Below are 15,386 nucleotides of genomic sequence, written 5' to 3'. Positions count from 1 at the left end.
GCCGGGCGCTATCGCGCCGCCGCCAGCCCGAACGACACCGCACCCGTCAGGATCAGGCTGGACGCCCACACCGCATCGAGATTGAACCAGCTCCGCGCGACGAACTTCAGCCCGAGATAGCGGTACACGAGCCATGCGAGCACGCCGCCTGCGCCGATCATCGCGGCTGCGTGCACGGCCGCGACGACGAGCGCCATCCCGAGATGCGCATCGACCAGCGCGGCCGCCGCGCGGTGGCCGGCGTCGCGGTCGAGTCCGCAGAGCCCCAGATAGATCGGCACCAGCATCAGTCCCGCGCCGTGTGCGAGCGCCACCGCGAACGACCACAGTCCGAGCCGCGCGGGCGCAATCCGCGCGAGCGCACGCGGGTGTCGCCGCCGGATCAGCAGCACCGCGCCGAAGCCGATCACGAGCGCGCTCGCGCCGATCCGGATCGCCGGCTGCCACGCCAGCAGCACGGCAAGCAGACCGAACGGCAGCATCACCATGAACACCGCCAGCGCATGGCCGAGCGCGAGATAGCCGAGCGCCGCGACGAGTGCGCCGCCGCGGCGCGTCATCAGCGCGTTCGACACCGCGAGCGGCCAGCCCATCGCCGGATTGAGCCCGTGATAGACGCCGCTCGCCAGGACGGCCGCCCACAGCGCGAGCGGCGCGGAGAAGGCGGTGTTCAACGCCTGACCGACGGATAGCAGAACGAGTCGGTCGAGCAGTCGCCGCCTTCGAGCCGGATCTGATGGGCGCGATAGCCGTCGGGGAAGTCGACCCAGTAATCGTCGGCGAGCGTCAGCCCGCCATCCGGCCCCGCGTGCGCGAGCACCTGCGCGGCCGGCACGCCGTCCGGATAGAACTGGTCGTCCCACGTCGAGTAGAGCGAGTTGGTCCAGTACACGCGGCGCCCGTCGCGGCTGATCTCGACCATCTGCGGGCCGCCGGCGAACGCGCGGCCGTTCGTGTGCGGCGCGCGGCGCACGATTCCGCCGATGCGCACCGATCCCGCGAGCACCGGACGATACGGATCCGACACGTCGTACTGGCGTATCTCGCCGGTGCCCCAGCACGACACATACAGAAAACGGTCGTCGAGCGACAGGTCGATGTCGGTGACGAGCGGCGGCACCGCGCCGAAAGCCTTGAGCAGCGGCGGCAGCTCGTCGGCCGCGGCCGGCTCCGGCGGAATCGTCGCCGTCTTCTTCGCATGAAACCGGCCGTCCTCGCGCCACCAGGTCCAGATCGATCCTTCGAGCGTGGTCGTATCGACGACGACGCCGACGAACCCGTATTCGCGTACCGGATCGTGTGCGGGCCGCACCTCGAGCGCCATCTGGTGCTGCGCGCCGAGATCGATCGTCTGCACGTTGCGCCGCGCGCGCAGGTCCCAGAAATGCAGCCGGTGGCCGTAGCGGTTCGCGAGCAGGTCTTCCGGCACGATGCCGTTCTCGAATTGCGGCGGCAGCGCCCATTCGCTCGACACCATGTAATCGCGCGGCAGGTTCCACCAGAAGTCGTAATGCTTATCCTGCGGGCCGCGATCGATCTCCCAGCGGCCGAGGACGTCGAACGTCTCGCAGTCCATGATGAAGATGCCGGGCGCACCGTCGGTGCCGTCCTTGCCGGCGCCGCCGAGCGTGCTCACATAGATGCCTTCGGGGCCGCAATGAACCGTATGCGGCCGCGAATAGCCGGTCTTGGCGAACACTTCGTCGGGCTCGATGATCTTGTGGATGCGCGCCTGCGTCGGGTGCGGCTTCGTGTCGATCACGTAGATCCGCGACGAACGCAGGCCAGGGATGATCAGGAAGCGGCGCTCGAGAAACGCGTGGCCGGTCAGCGGCGACAGCGACGACGAACACGCATTCCAGCCGAAGTGGTGAAATTCGTCGCCGGTGTTCGGCATCGTCACCGTGTGCACGATCTTGCCGTAGGTCGGCGAGCCCGGCTTCACGTCGATCACGGCGAGCGCGTCGGGTCTGGAAAAATCGGGGCTCAGCAACAACGTATAGGCGAACTCCTCCGCCGGCGCCTGCATCGCAAGTTCCGGCGAAGCGTGAAATGTCGGGTCAGGCCGCATGCTCATCGTGGTGCCTCTCTCGGTCGTATCGGATCACGGGCGCACGGCCGTTCGCTGCGAACGTGCGGCTCCGAATGCCCTCGCCGCCGCGCGCGATGGGAGAGCGCGCGGCGCGGTGCATCAGGTCGGGAAAACGGGGAAGCGCGGTGCGTCGGGTCGCCGCGCATTGCATGCACGGCGGTGCGAGGGCGTGAAAGCGGCGGCGCGCGGTGCACCGGCGGTCGGGCCCGCAATGCGGGCGGTTTCTGTCAAGGCGTGCATATCGATGTTCCGGCAGATGATGTGGGCATCAGGGCGGGCAGGCATCGGACGCTGCGTGCAGCCGGACGGTGTGACGTCGCGGCGAAGCGTGCCTAAGTGTAGTCGAGAAACGCGCGGCGGGTCGTGCGCGGCGCGCGTGCCGTTCTGCCGGATTCGCGCGCGAGTGAGATACTTGAACGCTGCCGCTGCGCACCGGGCGACCGGGGCCGCGGCCATATGGATCGGCGGGATCGGCGGCGCCCGTTGCGCGTGCCGGCCGTTGTCATCAACGAGGTAATGATTTCATGGTGAACGAGATGCTTGAAACCGCGACTGTGGGCGGCGGGTGCTTCTGGTGCACGGAGGCCGTGTTTCTCGACGTCGACGGCGTGACGGCCGTCCAGTCGGGCTATGCGGGCGGCCATACGCGCAATCCCGGCTATCGCGACGTCTGCGAAGGCGACACCGGTCACGCGGAGGTCGTGCAGGTGACGTTCGATCCAGCGCGCATCGGTTATCGCGAGATCCTCGAGATCTTCTTCGCGACGCACGATCCGACCCAGTTGAACCGGCAGGGCAACGACGTCGGCACGCAATACCGTTCGGTCGTGTTCACGCATTCGGATACGCAGCGCGACATCGCGCTCGACGTGATCCGCGAGCTGGAGCGCGAGCAGGTGTTCGGGCAGCCGATCGTCACGCAGGTCGTGCCGCTCGACGACAACTACTGGCCGGCCGAGGACTATCACCAGAACTATTACGCGCGCAATCCGGGGCAGGGCTACTGCTCGGTCGTGATCGGGCCGAAGCTCGCGAAATTCCGCCAGAAGTTCTCGCACCGGCTGAAGTCGCTGCGCGGCGCGTAACCGTTTCGCCGGCGCGCGAGCGGCGTGCGCGCCGCGATTCTCAGGCCGCCTCGCTGCGCCAGTGCGCGCACGCGGCGGCGATCTCGCGCGCGAGCGCGAGACACGACAGCGGCGCGGAGCCTTCCGCCTTGTTGTTGATCGTGATGATCACGGGCTGCCCGGCCAGCGCGTAGCGCGCGGCCAGTTCGGCGAGTGCCGAGCGCGTGGCCGGATCCTCGTCGACGAGCTTGTCGAACGGCTCGTATTTCGCCTTTGCCTGCTCGTACTTGAAACCGCCATGCAGGCTCCAGCGCACGATCAGCGGGCCCGGCGCATCGCCGTCGAGCAGCGCGAGCGCGGCCGCCTGGCGCAGCGGGTCGGGCATCCGCGCATGCAGGCCGACGCAGTACCGCACGCCCAGCGCCGCGAGCGCGCGGATGAAGCGCGGCGTGAGCAGGCTCGCGTCGCGGATCTCGATCGCATAGCGCGTGCCGTCGGCGTGCGGCGGCAGCGCCGGCAGCGCCGCGAAGAATGCCGACAACCGATCGATCAGCGCGGCCGGTTCGGCGAGTAGTTGATCGGGCATCGGGGAAAACTGGAACACCAGCACGCCGGCCTTTCTGCCGAGCCCTTCGAGGCACGGCTGCACGAATTCGCGCGTGGCGAGCTGCGCATCGAGAAAGGTAGGGTTCGGGCCCGACGCCTCGCCGCGCCGGCCGCGCACGACCGCGTCGGTGACGGACGCCGGCGCCTTCACGACGAAGCGGAAGTCGTCCGGCACTTGCTGCGCATAGCGCAGGTAGTCGGCCACCGACAGCGGCCCGTAGAACGATCGGTCGAGGCTCACGCTCCTCAGCAGCGGATGTGCGCCATATGCCTCGAGTCCTTCGCGCGACAGCTTGGCCCGCGCGAAATCGCCGTCGTACACGATGCCGTCCCAGCCGGGGAAATACCACGACGACGTGCCGAGCCGCACGTTCGGCGGCAGCGCGGCCGCCGCGTCGGCCACTTCCGCGGAAACCGGTGCGGGCGGCACGCCGCGCCGACGCCGGGCCGGCTTCGTCGGTGCGGCCGGTGGCGACGGTTCGTCCCACAGCAGGCCGGAAGCGCGCGCGGCTTCCGGCTCGGCGCGAGGGCGCGGCGATGCACGGCCGGCTCGGGCAGGCGCCTTTGCCGATCGGGCAGCGTCGGGTTCGTCGGCCGTCGCGGGTTCGCTCGCGCGTGCGGACGCGTCGTCAGCGCGCGCGCCGTCGGGCGACGCGCCGAACAGGTCGAATTGCTCGTCGGCGTGCGACCCGTCCGGTACGTCGCGCTGCTGTCGTTGCGGCGCCGTGTTGCGCCGCGTCCTGCCGTCACCCATGCATGCCCAGCGTGAAGTGCCGCCTAGCGCGGCAGCGTGTGTTCGTACATGTAGCGCCGCGACCACGGCAGCGTTTTCGCGCTGCGTCCGGCCTTGCGGCACACGATCTGGAAGATCGACACGTCGTCGTGTTCGAACGCGTACGCGCAACCGGCGAGATACACGCGCCAGATGCGGAATTTTTCGTCGTCGACCAGCGCGCGAGCCTGTTCCGCCTTCGCTTCGAAGTTCTCGGTCCAGATCTCGAGCGTGCGCGCATAGTGCCGCCGCAGGCTTTCGACGTCAATCGCCTCGAGGCCGCCGCGCTGCGCCGCTTCCAGCGCAAGGCTGATGTGCGGCAGCTCGCCGTCCGGGAACACGTAGCGGTCGATGAATTCGCCGCCGCCGAGCGCCGTTTCGCCGCTTTCGGCGTCGGTCGACGTGATCCCGTGGTTCATCGCGATGCCGTCGTCGGTCAGCAGGTCGTGCACGCGGGAGAAATAGAGCGGCAGGTTCTTGCGGCCGACGTGCTCGAACATCCCGACGCTGGTGATGCGGTCGAACTGCCCGTCGATCTCGCGGTAGTCCTGCAGCCGGATCTCGATCTTGTCCTCGAGCCCGGCGGCTTTCACGCGCGCGGTCGCGAGATCGAACTGGTTCTGCGACAGCGTCACGCCGAGGCACGTCGCGCCGAACTTCTGCGCGGCGCGCAGCACGAGCGCGCCCCAGCCGCAGCCGATGTCGAGCAGCCGCTGGCCGGGCTCGAGCCGGATCTTGGTCAGGATATGGTCGATCTTCTTGATCTGGGCGGTCGCGAGATCCTCGTCGCCGTTCTCGAAGTACGCGCACGAGTACACCATGTTCTCGTCGAGCCAGAGCTGGTAGAACTCGTTGGAGACGTCGTAGTGATACTGGATCGCCTTCTTGTCGGTGCTTTTCGTGTGATTGAAGTAGCGCTTCACGCGCGCGAGCTTGCTGGCGCTGGTGACCGTGCTGCGCGCGAGCGCGTAGCTGATGTTGATGATGTCCGACAGCCGGCCCTCGATGTCGATCTTGCCCTTCACGTACGCCTCGCCGAGATTGTCGAGGCTCGGTTCGAGCAGCAGCGGCAATGCCGACGCGCTGTTGACCTTCAGCGTGACCTGCGGTGCGCTGAAGGTGCCGAAATCGAGTTGATCGCCGTTCCACAGCACGAGTCGCGCCGGTATGTTCGCTTTCGCCCGTACTTCGTCCGCCCACTGTGCCAGCTTCTTTTCCCAGAACATTTGGATTCTCCGTTTGTTCGTTGAATCGAATACAGCCAGGTATCCTGACCGGCGCCCGCCTCTCGCGAGGCGGGCGCCCGGATGCAACACGAGACACGGCCGGCGCGCGCCGGCACCGCGGCAGCCGCGCTTACGGCGACAGGCGCGAAATCGTCCAGCCCGACTCCGCCGCGGCATCGCGCGTATAGAGCAGGCGGTCGTGCAGCCGCGACGGGCGGCCTTGCCAGAACTCGATCGCGTCGGGCACGACGCGATAACCGCCCCAGTGCGGCGGGCGTGGCGGGTTCTCGCCGTAGCGCTCGGCCACGGCCTTTTCGCGCGCTTCGAGCGTCGCGCGGCTGTCGATCACGGCGCTCTGGTCGGATGCCCACGCACCGATGCGCGAGCCGAGCGGGCGCGACGCGAAATAGCGATCGCTTTCGTCGGCGCTGGTTTTCTCGATCCGGCCTTCGATGCGCACCTGGCGCTCGAGCTCGATCCAGTAGAACAGCAGCGCCGCGTGCGGATTGGCGGCGAGATCGCGGCCCTTGCGGCTTTCGTAGTTTGTAAAGAAGACGAACCCGCGTTCGTCGACTCCCTTGATGAGCACGATTCGGGCCGACGGCCGGCCGTCGTCGCCGACGGTGGCGAGCGTCATCGTGTTGGGCTCGGGCAGTTTGGCGGCGAGCGCCTCCTTGAACCAGCGGTCGAACTGGACGAAGGGGTCGGGGGCGGCATCGGCTTCGTCGAGCGAAGCACGCGAATAATTGATGCGGAGATCGGCGAGAGTCGTCATGTTATGCAAACGCTTCAATCTGGGGGGCAGTATAGCGAACGCGCGAGAATCGTGCGTGCACAGGAGCGCGTGCCGGCGGGGAGTTCAGGCAAAATAGAGGGCTGCACGACTTACGTTTTCCTTGCTGCCATGCCCGCTGCCGACGCTGCCCCGCACAGTTCCTCTGATCTTACCCCGAGCCCGACAATCCAGCTTGACGTGGATCGCGAGCGCCGCTTCGGCGGCATCGCGCGGTTGTACGGCGCACCCGCGCTCGCGGCGTTCGAGCGCGCGCACGTCGCCGTGATCGGCATCGGCGGCGTCGGGTCATGGACGGCCGAGGCGCTCGCGCGCAGCGCGATCGGCACGCTGACGCTGATCGATCTGGACAACGTCGCGGAAAGCAATACGAACCGGCAGATCCACGCGCTCGACGGCAATTACGGCAAGCCGAAGGTCGACGCGATGGCCGAGCGGATCGCGCTGATCGATCCCGCTTGCCGTGTGAACCGGATCGAGGATTTCGCGGAACCGGACAACTTCGACGCGCTGCTCGGCGGCGGTTTCGACTACGTGGTCGATGCGATCGACAGCGTGCGCACGAAGGTCGCGCTGATTGCATGGTGCGTCGCGAAAGGGCAGCCGCTCGTCACGGTCGGCGGCGCGGGCGGGCAGCTCGACCCGACGCGCATCCGCATCGACGATCTCGCGCTGACGATCCAGGATCCGCTGCTGTCGAAGGTGCGCGCGCAGCTGCGCAAGCAGCACGGCTTTCCGCGCGGACCGAAGGCGCGCTTCAAGGTCAGCGCCGTGTATTCGGACGAGCCGCTGATTTATCCGGAAGCCGCCGCGTGCGACATCGAGGACGGCGCGGAGCCGTCCGCCGCCGCGCATGTCGCGGGGCTCAACTGCGCGGGGTTCGGTTCGAGCGTATGCGTGACCGCGAGCTTCGGCTTCGCGGCCGCCGCGCATGCGCTGCGGGCAATCGCGGCGCGCGCCGCAGGCTGAGCGGCAAACCGGCCGCCGCGCAACGCAATGTCGCGGCGCGGCGGGGCCGCCGCGCGCGGCACGCGATTCGGCCAGGCCATTGCGGCCCGGCCGGTCGTTTCTCAGTTGAGCGCCATGCTCAGCTTGCGCCGCCATGCGGCGACGAGTTCGGGGCGATCGCCCGCCAGCTCGAACACCGAGATCATCGTGCGGCGGCCGAGGTCGTCGCCATACGCGCGGTCGCGCAACACGATTTCCAGCAACTGCTCGAGCGCCCCCTCGTATGCGCGTCGCGCGATCAGGCTCTGCGCGAGGTCGAAGCGCGCGTCGAGATCGGCAGGGTTGGCCGCGATGCGCGCTTCGAGCGCGTCGGTCGGCGGCAGGTCGGCCGTCGCGTCGAGCGCATCGAAACGGGTCTTGATCGCCTGATAGCGCGGATCGGCACCCTGCACCGTCTGCGGCGACAGGCGCTCGGCCTCCGCGCGGGCGGCATCCACGTCGTTGTTCGCGAGCAGCAGTTCGATCAGGTCGAGCCGCGCATCGTCGAAACCCGGGTTCAGCGCAAGCGCCGCCTCGAGGTGAGCGATCGCGTCGTCGTGGCGCGACTCGGCGATCGCGTCTTGCGCGGCGCGGCGCTCGGCTTCGTCGGGCGCCGGCAACAGCCGGTCGAGGAACGCGCGCAACTGGCCTTCCGGCAGCACGCCGATGAACTGGTCCACGGGGCGTCCGTCGGCGAACGCAATCACGTGCGGAATACTGCGCGTCTGGAAGTGCGCGGCGAGTTCCTGGTTCTCGTCGACGTTCACCTTCACGAGCTTCCAGCGGCCTTCGTAGTCGGCTTCGAGCTTTTCGAGCAGCGGGCCGAGCGTCTTGCAGGGGCCGCACCACGGCGCCCAGAAGTCGACCAGCACGGGCGTGTCCAGCGACGCCTCGATGACGTCTTTCTCGAAAGTGGCAAGCGTGGTGTCCATGTCGTTCTCTTCCGTTCGAATGTCGTCAGGATGGGGGCGGCGTGCCCCTTTTTCAACGCGGCTTCGATGCGGGCAGCGGAATCCACTCGGTTTCGCCGGGCACCTTGCCCATTTCCTGGTTCGTCCACGCCTGTTTCGCGCGCTCGATCGCATCGCGGCTGCTGGCGACGAAGTTCCATTCGATGAAGCGCTCGCCGTCGATCTTCGCGCCGCCGAGCAGCATCGCGCGCGCGCCGTTGCCGCTCGCGAGCGTGACGGTGGCGCCGGGCGCGAGCACGGCCATCTGCTCGGCGGGCACCGGCGTGCCGTCGATCGAGAGGTCGCCGTCGACCACGTAGACCGCGCGCTCCTCGTGCGACCCGTCGAGTTCGACGCGGCCGCCGGCCGCGAATTCGGCGGCGACGTAAAGCGTGCGCGAAAACGTCTTGACGGGCGAGCGCAGGCCGAACGCGTCGCCGGCGATCACCGTCAGCGACACGCCGTTCTCGTCGCGCTTGGGCAGCGTGTCGGCCGCATGATGCTCGAACGACGGCTCGGTCGTTTCGTGGGCGACGGGCAGCGCGACCCAGGTCTGGATCCCGTGCACCGTATGGCCGCTCGCGCGCTGCGCGTCGGGCGTGCGCTCCGAATGGACGATGCCGCGGCCGGCCGTCATCCAGTTCACGTCGCCCGGCACGATTTCCTGCAGCGAGCCGAGGCTGTCGCGGTGCAGGATCGCGCCGTCGAACAGGTAAGTGACGGTGGCGAGCCCGATGTGCGGGTGCGGGCGCACGTCGAGGCCGGTGCCGGCCGGCAGCGTCGCGGGGCCCATGTGATCGAAGAAGATGAACGGGCCGACGAGGCGCGCGGCGAGCGCGGGCAGCGTGCGGCGCACCTGCAGGTTGCCGATGTCGCGGATGTGCGGCTTGAGCAGGGCTTTGATCGAATCGGTCATGGCGAGCCTCGTGGGCAACGGCTGGAATGCCGGTCATTGTACTGGCGGCGCGGTGCAGGCGCGCGCGTGCGGCGCGCGAAGAGGCCCGGGTGCCGCCGGCCACGCGCACGTGCGGGCACGCGTCGTGCGACCGTCATGTGGTCGGATCCGTCGCCGATTCCATGCGTGCCGTGCGGGTATCGGGCCGTGCGGCGAAATTCGGTAGACTGGTCCGCTTTCCGAAAACCATCCGATAACCGAGGAGACGCCGATGATGGCCCCGAAGGACTTGCTGCTCGCGCTGGTCGTGATCCTGGCGTGGGGCGTGAACTTCGTCGTGATCAAGGTCGGCCTGCACGGCATGCCGCCGATGCTGCTCGGTGCGCTGCGCTTCACGCTCGCGGCGGTGCCCGCGGTGTTCTTCGTGCGCCGGCCGCAGATTCCGTGGCGGATGCTGATCCTGTACGGCGCGACGATCCAGCTCGGCCAGTTCGTGTTCCTGTTTACCGGCATGTACGTCGGCATGCCGGCCGGCCTTGCGTCGCTCGTGCTGCAGTCGCAGGCATTCTTCACGCTCGTGTTCGCGATGCTGTTCCTCGGCGAGCGGCTGCGCGTGCAGAACCTGATCGGGCTCGCGATCGCGGCGGGCGGGCTCGTCGTGATCGCGGCGCAGGGCGGCCGCGCGATGACGCTCGCGGGCTTCCTGCTGACCCTCTGCTCGGCCGCGATGTGGGCGTTCGGCAATATCGTCACGAAGAAGGTCGGCCGTGCGAACCTGGTGTCGCTCGTCGTGTGGGCGAGCCTCGTGCCGCCCGTGCCGTTCTTCCTGCTTTCGCTGTGGTTCGAGGGGCCGCGGCGGATCCAGGCCGCGCTGGCCGGGCTCGACGGCGCGTCGATTTTCGCGGTCGTCTATCTCGCGTTCGTCGCGACGCTCGTCGGCTACGGCTTGTGGAGCCGCCTGATGTCGCGCTATCCGGCCGCGCAGGTCGCGCAGTTCTCGCTGCTGGTGCCGATCGTCGGGCTGGCCTCGTCGGCGCTGCTGCTCGACGAGCATCTGACGAACGCGCAACTGATCGGCGCCGCGCTCGTGATGGGCGGGCTCGCGGTGAACGTGTTCGGCGGGAAGCTGGTGCGCCGCTTCGCGGCGTCGTGACGCGCCGGCACGCAGCGCGTGCCGGCGGGGAAGGGCAGGCGGTCAGGCCATCCGGCTCTTCGCGAGCGGCGGATTCGCGGCGAAGTAACGCTTGATGCCGCGGAAGATCGCGTCGGCCATCTCGTCGCGATAGCTGTCGTCGTTGAGCTTGCGTTCCTCGTCAGGGTTGCTGATGAACGCGGTCTCGACGAGGATCGACGGAATGTCGGGCGCCTTCAGCACCGCGAACCCGGCCTGCTCGACCGAGCCCTTGTGCAGCTTGTTGATGCCGCCGACTTCCTTCAGCACGTAGTTGCCGTAGCGCAGCGAATCGCGGATCTGCGCGGTCGTCGACATGTCGAACAGCGCGCGGCTGACTGCCGCGTCCTGGGTCTTGATGTTGATGCCGCCGATCAGGTCGGACGAGTTCTCCTTGTTCGCGAGCCAGCGTGCCGCGGCGCTCGACGCGCCGTGGTCGGACAGCGCGAACACCGACGAGCCGCGCGCGGACGGCGTCGTGAAGGCATCCGCGTGGATCGACACGAACAGGTCGGCGCCGACGCGGCGCGCCTTCTGCACGCGCACGTTCAGCGGCACGAAGAAGTCCGCGTCGCGCGTCATCATCGCGCGCATGTTCGGCGCGCCGTCGATCTTCGCGCGCAGCTTCTTCGCGATATCGAGCGCGATGTGTTTCTCGTACGTGCCGCCGCCGCCGATCGCGCCCGGATCCTCGCCGCCGTGGCCCGGATCGATCGCGACCGTCAGCAGGCGCACGGTGCCGCCCTTGCCCGATTTCGGTGCGGTGAACTTGTAGGTGTCGCCGTCGTCTTCGCTGTCGTCGCGGCGGGCGATGACGGGCGGCGGCTTGACGGCCGGCTTCGCGGGTGTGGAAGGCGTCGCGGCGGCCGGCGGCGTGCGCGGGGTGGCCGGCGTGTTCTGCGCGAAGCGCTGGAAGAATGCGTCGCTGTTGTCGCCCGCGGCCGGAGGCGGCGCGGCCGGGCCGGCGAGCGTGGTCGGCGGCTGCACCTGCTGCGCGCGCGCGCTGTCGTTGAGCGCCTGTTCCTTGCGCTCCGTCTGCGCGATCAGGTCGGTCAGCGGATCGGGCGCGACGGCCGGATACAGGTCGAACACGAGCCGGTACTTGTAGGTGCCGACCGGCGGCAGCGTGAACACCTGCGGCTTCACCGAGCCTTTCAGGTCGAACACCATCCGCACGACGTGCGGTTGATACTGGCCGACGCGCACCGACTGGATCTGCGGATCGTTCGGCGCGATCTTCGACACGAGGTCGCGCAGCGCCTGGTCGAGCTCGAGCCCGTTCAGGTCGACGACGAGCCGGTCGGGACCCTGCAGCAGCTGTTGGCTATTCTGCAGCGGCTGGTCGGATTCGATCGTGACGCGCGTGTAATCGCGCGCGGGCCACACGCGCACGCCGAGCACCGACGATGCGTGCGCGAGCCGCGGCGCGACCAGGCCGAGCACCAGCGTCGACGCGCCCGCGCGCAGGATCTGACGGCGCCGCCAGTTGTGCGTCGCGGTGGCCGCCGATTCGATCGAGCGGAACGGTTTGATCAACATCTTTCGAGACATGCCTTTCCTGAAGCGCTGAACGCCCGGACGGTGAGGGCGCGGCCGTCGCCATCCACGTCGAGCGAGAAAACCAGATCGGGCACGCCGAGCAGGGTGCCTGCCTGTTGCGGCCATTCGACGAGGCAGATCGCGCTGGAATTGAAATATTCGCGAAAGCCCGCGTCGGACCATTCGGCCGGATCGTTGAATCGATACAGATCGAAGTGATAGACCTCTAGTTCCCCATCGTCGCGCGCGAATGCGTATGGCTCGACGAGCGTGTAGGTCGGGCTGCGCACGCGCCCGGCGTAGCCCAGGCCGCGCAGGATCGCGCGCACGAGGGTCGTCTTGCCCGCGCCGAGGTCGCCGATCAGCTGGATCTGCAGCCCGTCGAACGCGTGTGCATGGGCGAGTTCGCTGCGTGCCGCGTCGAGCGCGTGCGCGAAGCGGGTGCCGAAGGCCTCGGTCGCCGCTTCGTCGGCGAGTGCGATCACGCGCTCCGCGAGCGGGACGGGCAGCGTGTCGGCATGAGGCGTATGGGACGTGGCTGGCATTCTCGTAAAATAGTGCGATGAACCGATTACCGGAACTCGCCGCATCCGACAGACCTTCGACGCGTGTCGAAGGCGCGACGCCGTGCGCGCTCGATGATGCGACGTTGACAGCGCTCGCCGCTCGCATCAGGGCGTGGGGGCGCGAATTGGGTTTCGGGGCGATCGGCATCAGCGATACCGATCTCTCGGATGCCGAAGCAGGCCTTGCCGCCTGGCTGGAAGCCGGTTACCACGGCGAAATGGATTATATGGCGAAACACGGGATGAAACGCGCGCGGCCGGCCGAACTTGTGGCCGGTACGCGACGCGTGATTTCCGCGCGGCTCGCGTATCTGCCGGCCGAAACGCTTGCCGCCGACACCCGCGATGCGCCGTCCGGCGCACGCGCGCCGCACGACTGGCGTGCACGCGAGCGCGCGCGCCTGGACGATCCGCAGGCGGCCGTCGTGTCGATCTACGCACGCGGGCGCGACTATCACAAGGTGCTGCGCAACCGGCTGCAGACCCTCGCGGAGCGCATCGAGCGCGAGATCGGCGCATTCGGCTACCGCGTGTTCACCGACTCGGCGCCGGTGCTCGAGGTCGAGCTCGCGCAGAAGGCCGGCGTCGGCTGGCGCGGCAAGCACACGTTGTTGCTGCAGCGCGACGCGGGTTCGCTGTTCTTCCTCGGCGAGATCTATGTCGACGTGCCGCTGCCGACCGATGCGCAAACCGCACCCGACGTCGCGCCCGAGACACCCGGCGCGCACTGCGGCAGTTGCACGCGCTGCATCGATGCATGCCCGACGGGCGCGATCGTCGAACCGTATCGCGTCGACGCGCGCCGTTGCATCTCCTACCTGACGATCGAGCTGAAAGGCAGCATTCCGGAGCCGCTGCGGCCGATGATCGGCAATCGCGTCTACGGCTGCGACGACTGCCAGCTCGTGTGCCCGTGGAACAAGTTCGCGCAGGCCGCGCCCGTCGCCGATTTCGACGTGCGGCACGGGCTCGACCGCGCGACGCTCGTCGAGCTGTTCGGCTGGGATGCCGACGCGTTCGACACGCGGATGCAAGGCAGCGCGATCCGGCGCATCGGTTACGAAAGCTGGCTGCGCAATCTCGCGGTCGGGCTCGGCAACGCATTGCGCGCGCCGGCCGATCGGCTTGCGCCCGATGCACGCGCCGCGATCGTCGCCGCATTGCGCGCGCGCGCCGACGATCCGTCGCCGGTCGTGCGCGAGCATGTCGAATGGGCGCTGCGGGCTGCATGAAGGCGGCGTACAGTGTCGTCGTCGCGCAGCGACGCGGCGCGTCTCACCGGTGAGGAGAAGCACATGTTCAACGCAGTCATCGACGCACCGTTCGGCAAGGTCGGCATCCGCGCGGATGCCGCGGTGGTGCGCGAGATCGTCTATCTGCCCGAGTCGGTGAAGTCGGTCGAGCCGGATTCGCCGCTCGCCACGCGCGTGGTCGAGCAGATCGAACGTTATTTCGAGCGCGCGTCGGCGCGCTTCGACCTGCCGCTGGCGGACGTCGGGAGCGCATTCCAGCATCGCGTGTGGAACGTGATCAGCGACATTCCGCCGGGCACGGTGCTCACCTACGGGCAGGTCGCGAAGCGGATCGGCAGCGCGCCGCGCGCGGTCGGCCAGGCGTGCGGCGCGAACTATTTCCCGCTTGTGATTCCGTGTCATCGCGTCGTGGCGGCAGGCGGTCTCGGCGGTTTCGCGAACCACGACGACAATGGCTATTACCAGAAAGTGAAGCGCTGGCTGCTGGCGCACGAAGGCGTGCCGTACTGATGAGTGAACCCTTGCTTTCCCCCGACCCCGCGTCCGGCGCCGACGGCGACGAAGCCGCGGCATCGCCCGCGCTGCTCGCGAGCCGCGCGTCGATCGACGTGTTCTGCGACGCGCTGTGGCTCGAGCACGGGCTCGCGCGCAACACGCTCGACGCGTACCGGCGCGACCTGATGCTGTTCTCGCAATGGCTGGCCGCGACGCACGGTGCGCCGCTCGACTCGGCCGACGAAGCGATGGTGACCGGTTACATCGCCGCGCGCAGCGACGGCAAGGCGACATCGTCGAACCGGCGGCTGTCGGTATTCCGCCGCTATTACGGCTGGGCCGTGCGCAAGCATCGCGCGAGCGCGGACCCGACTCTGCGGATCACGTCGGCGAAGCAGGCCGCGCGGTTTCCGTCGACACTGTCCGAGGCGCAGGTCGAAGCGCTGCTCGGCGCACCCGACATCGGCACGCCGCTCGGCCTGCGCGACCGTACGATGCTGGAGCTGATGTACGCGAGCGGGTTGCGCGTGAGCGAACTCGTCACGCTGAAGACCGTCGAGGTCGGGCTCAACGAGGGCGTCGTGCGCGTGATGGGCAAGGGTTCGAAGGAACGGCTCGTGCCGTTCGGCGAAGTCGCGCACGGCTGGATCGAGCGCTATCTGCGCGACGCGCGGCCGGCGCTGCTCGGCGCGCGCGCGGCCGACGCACTGTTCGTCACCGGCCGCGGCGACGGCATGACGCGCCAGCAGTTCTGGAACATCATCAAGCGCCACGCGCAGCAGGCCGACGTGCGCGCGCACCTGTCGCCGCATACGCTGCGGCACGCGTTCGCGACGCATCTGCTGAACCACGGCGCCGATCTGCGCGTCGTGCAGCTGCTGCTCGGCCACAGCGACATCTCCACCACGCAGATCTACACGCACGTCGCGCGAGAGCGGCTGAGGACGCTGCACGCGCAACATCACCCGCGCGGCTAG

15 protein-coding genes are annotated in these 15,386 nt (G+C 68.6%); 6 read left to right on the top strand and 9 right to left on the bottom strand.

The features are described from left to right. Positions 1-8: 8 nt before the first annotated feature. Entirely contained in the window at positions 9-674 is a 666-nt protein-coding gene (locus tag WS51_RS23325; protein WP_059506457.1) for a hypothetical protein, read from the bottom strand. Next, positions 671-2,077, bottom strand: a complete 1,407-nt coding sequence (locus WS51_RS23320; RefSeq protein WP_069229827.1) for a selenium-binding protein SBP56-related protein — start codon at positions 2,075-2,077, stop codon at positions 671-673. The genes WS51_RS23325 and WS51_RS23320 overlap by 4 nt, the downstream gene beginning before the upstream one ends. A gap of 539 nt (positions 2,078-2,616) precedes the next feature. Here WS51_RS23320 and msrA point away from each other — a divergent pair. Next, a complete protein-coding gene (msrA, locus tag WS51_RS23315; RefSeq protein ID WP_059540604.1) occupies positions 2,617-3,177 on the top strand; it encodes a peptide-methionine (S)-S-oxide reductase MsrA in 561 nt (186 codons plus the stop codon). A gap of 40 nt (positions 3,178-3,217) precedes the next feature. Here the strand turns inward: msrA and WS51_RS23310 are convergent, their stop codons facing one another. From WS51_RS23310 to pdxH, 3 genes are all read right to left on the bottom strand, one after another. Then, entirely contained in the window at positions 3,218-4,516 is a 1,299-nt protein-coding gene (locus WS51_RS23310; RefSeq protein WP_069229826.1) for a DUF72 domain-containing protein, read from the bottom strand. Positions 4,517-4,539: 23 nt separating this feature from the next. Further along, a complete protein-coding gene (locus WS51_RS23305; protein WP_059506465.1) occupies positions 4,540-5,760 on the bottom strand; it encodes an SAM-dependent methyltransferase in 1,221 nt (406 codons plus the stop codon). Between the two features lie 130 nt (positions 5,761-5,890). Beyond that, a complete protein-coding gene (pdxH, locus tag WS51_RS23300) occupies positions 5,891-6,535 on the bottom strand; it encodes a pyridoxamine 5'-phosphate oxidase (protein ID WP_059450060.1) in 645 nt (214 codons plus the stop codon). Positions 6,536-6,664: 129 nt separating this feature from the next. On the opposite strand from pdxH, the gene tcdA reads away from it, so the two are divergent. Then, on the top strand, positions 6,665-7,522 hold the full coding sequence (tcdA, locus tag WS51_RS23295; protein WP_059450059.1) for a tRNA cyclic N6-threonylcarbamoyladenosine(37) synthase TcdA: 858 nt from the start codon (positions 6,665-6,667) through the stop codon (positions 7,520-7,522). A gap of 101 nt (positions 7,523-7,623) precedes the next feature. Here the strand turns inward: tcdA and trxA are convergent, their stop codons facing one another. Beyond that, positions 7,624-8,472, bottom strand: a complete 849-nt coding sequence (gene trxA, locus WS51_RS23290; RefSeq protein ID WP_059506467.1) for a thioredoxin — start codon at positions 8,470-8,472, stop codon at positions 7,624-7,626. Between the two features lie 52 nt (positions 8,473-8,524). Further along, positions 8,525-9,406, bottom strand: a complete 882-nt coding sequence (locus WS51_RS23285) for a pirin family protein (protein WP_059450057.1) — start codon at positions 9,404-9,406, stop codon at positions 8,525-8,527. A gap of 253 nt (positions 9,407-9,659) precedes the next feature. Between WS51_RS23285 and WS51_RS23280 the strand changes: the two genes are divergently transcribed. Beyond that, positions 9,660-10,538 (top strand): EamA family transporter, encoded by an 879-nt coding sequence (locus WS51_RS23280; RefSeq protein ID WP_208606690.1) that lies wholly within the window; start codon positions 9,660-9,662, stop codon positions 10,536-10,538. Positions 10,539-10,580: 42 nt separating this feature from the next. Here WS51_RS23280 and WS51_RS23275 read toward each other — a convergent pair whose 3' ends face one another. Together WS51_RS23275 and tsaE are read right to left on the bottom strand one after the other, a co-directional pair. Next, positions 10,581-12,107 carry an N-acetylmuramoyl-L-alanine amidase gene (locus WS51_RS23275; protein ID WP_059769606.1) on the bottom strand — a complete coding sequence of 509 codons (1,527 nt, stop codon included), beginning with the start codon at positions 12,105-12,107 and terminating at the stop codon, positions 10,581-10,583. Next, entirely contained in the window at positions 12,089-12,640 is a 552-nt protein-coding gene (tsaE, locus tag WS51_RS23270; RefSeq protein ID WP_059450054.1) for a tRNA (adenosine(37)-N6)-threonylcarbamoyltransferase complex ATPase subunit type 1 TsaE, read from the bottom strand. The genes WS51_RS23275 and tsaE overlap by 19 nt, the downstream gene beginning before the upstream one ends. 17 nt (positions 12,641-12,657) lie before the next feature. Between tsaE and queG the strand changes: the two genes are divergently transcribed. From queG to xerD, 3 genes are all read left to right on the top strand, one after another. Further along, positions 12,658-13,893: a tRNA epoxyqueuosine(34) reductase QueG gene (gene queG, locus WS51_RS23265; protein ID WP_059450053.1), complete on the top strand. Its 1,236-nt coding sequence runs from the start codon at positions 12,658-12,660 to the stop codon at positions 13,891-13,893. Between the two features lie 63 nt (positions 13,894-13,956). Then, complete coding sequence (locus WS51_RS23260) at positions 13,957-14,424, top strand: methylated-DNA--[protein]-cysteine S-methyltransferase (protein ID WP_059506504.1); 468 nt, start codon at positions 13,957-13,959, stop codon at positions 14,422-14,424. Next, complete coding sequence (xerD, locus tag WS51_RS23255) at positions 14,424-15,386, top strand: site-specific tyrosine recombinase XerD (RefSeq protein ID WP_069229824.1); 963 nt, start codon at positions 14,424-14,426, stop codon at positions 15,384-15,386. The genes WS51_RS23260 and xerD overlap by 1 nt, the downstream gene beginning before the upstream one ends.

It is taken from the genome of Burkholderia territorii, assembly GCF_001718335.1.
In the GTDB taxonomy this organism is placed as follows: domain Bacteria; phylum Pseudomonadota; class Gammaproteobacteria; order Burkholderiales; family Burkholderiaceae; genus Burkholderia; species Burkholderia territorii.
This window is presented reverse-complemented; position numbering and strand designations above follow the sequence as displayed.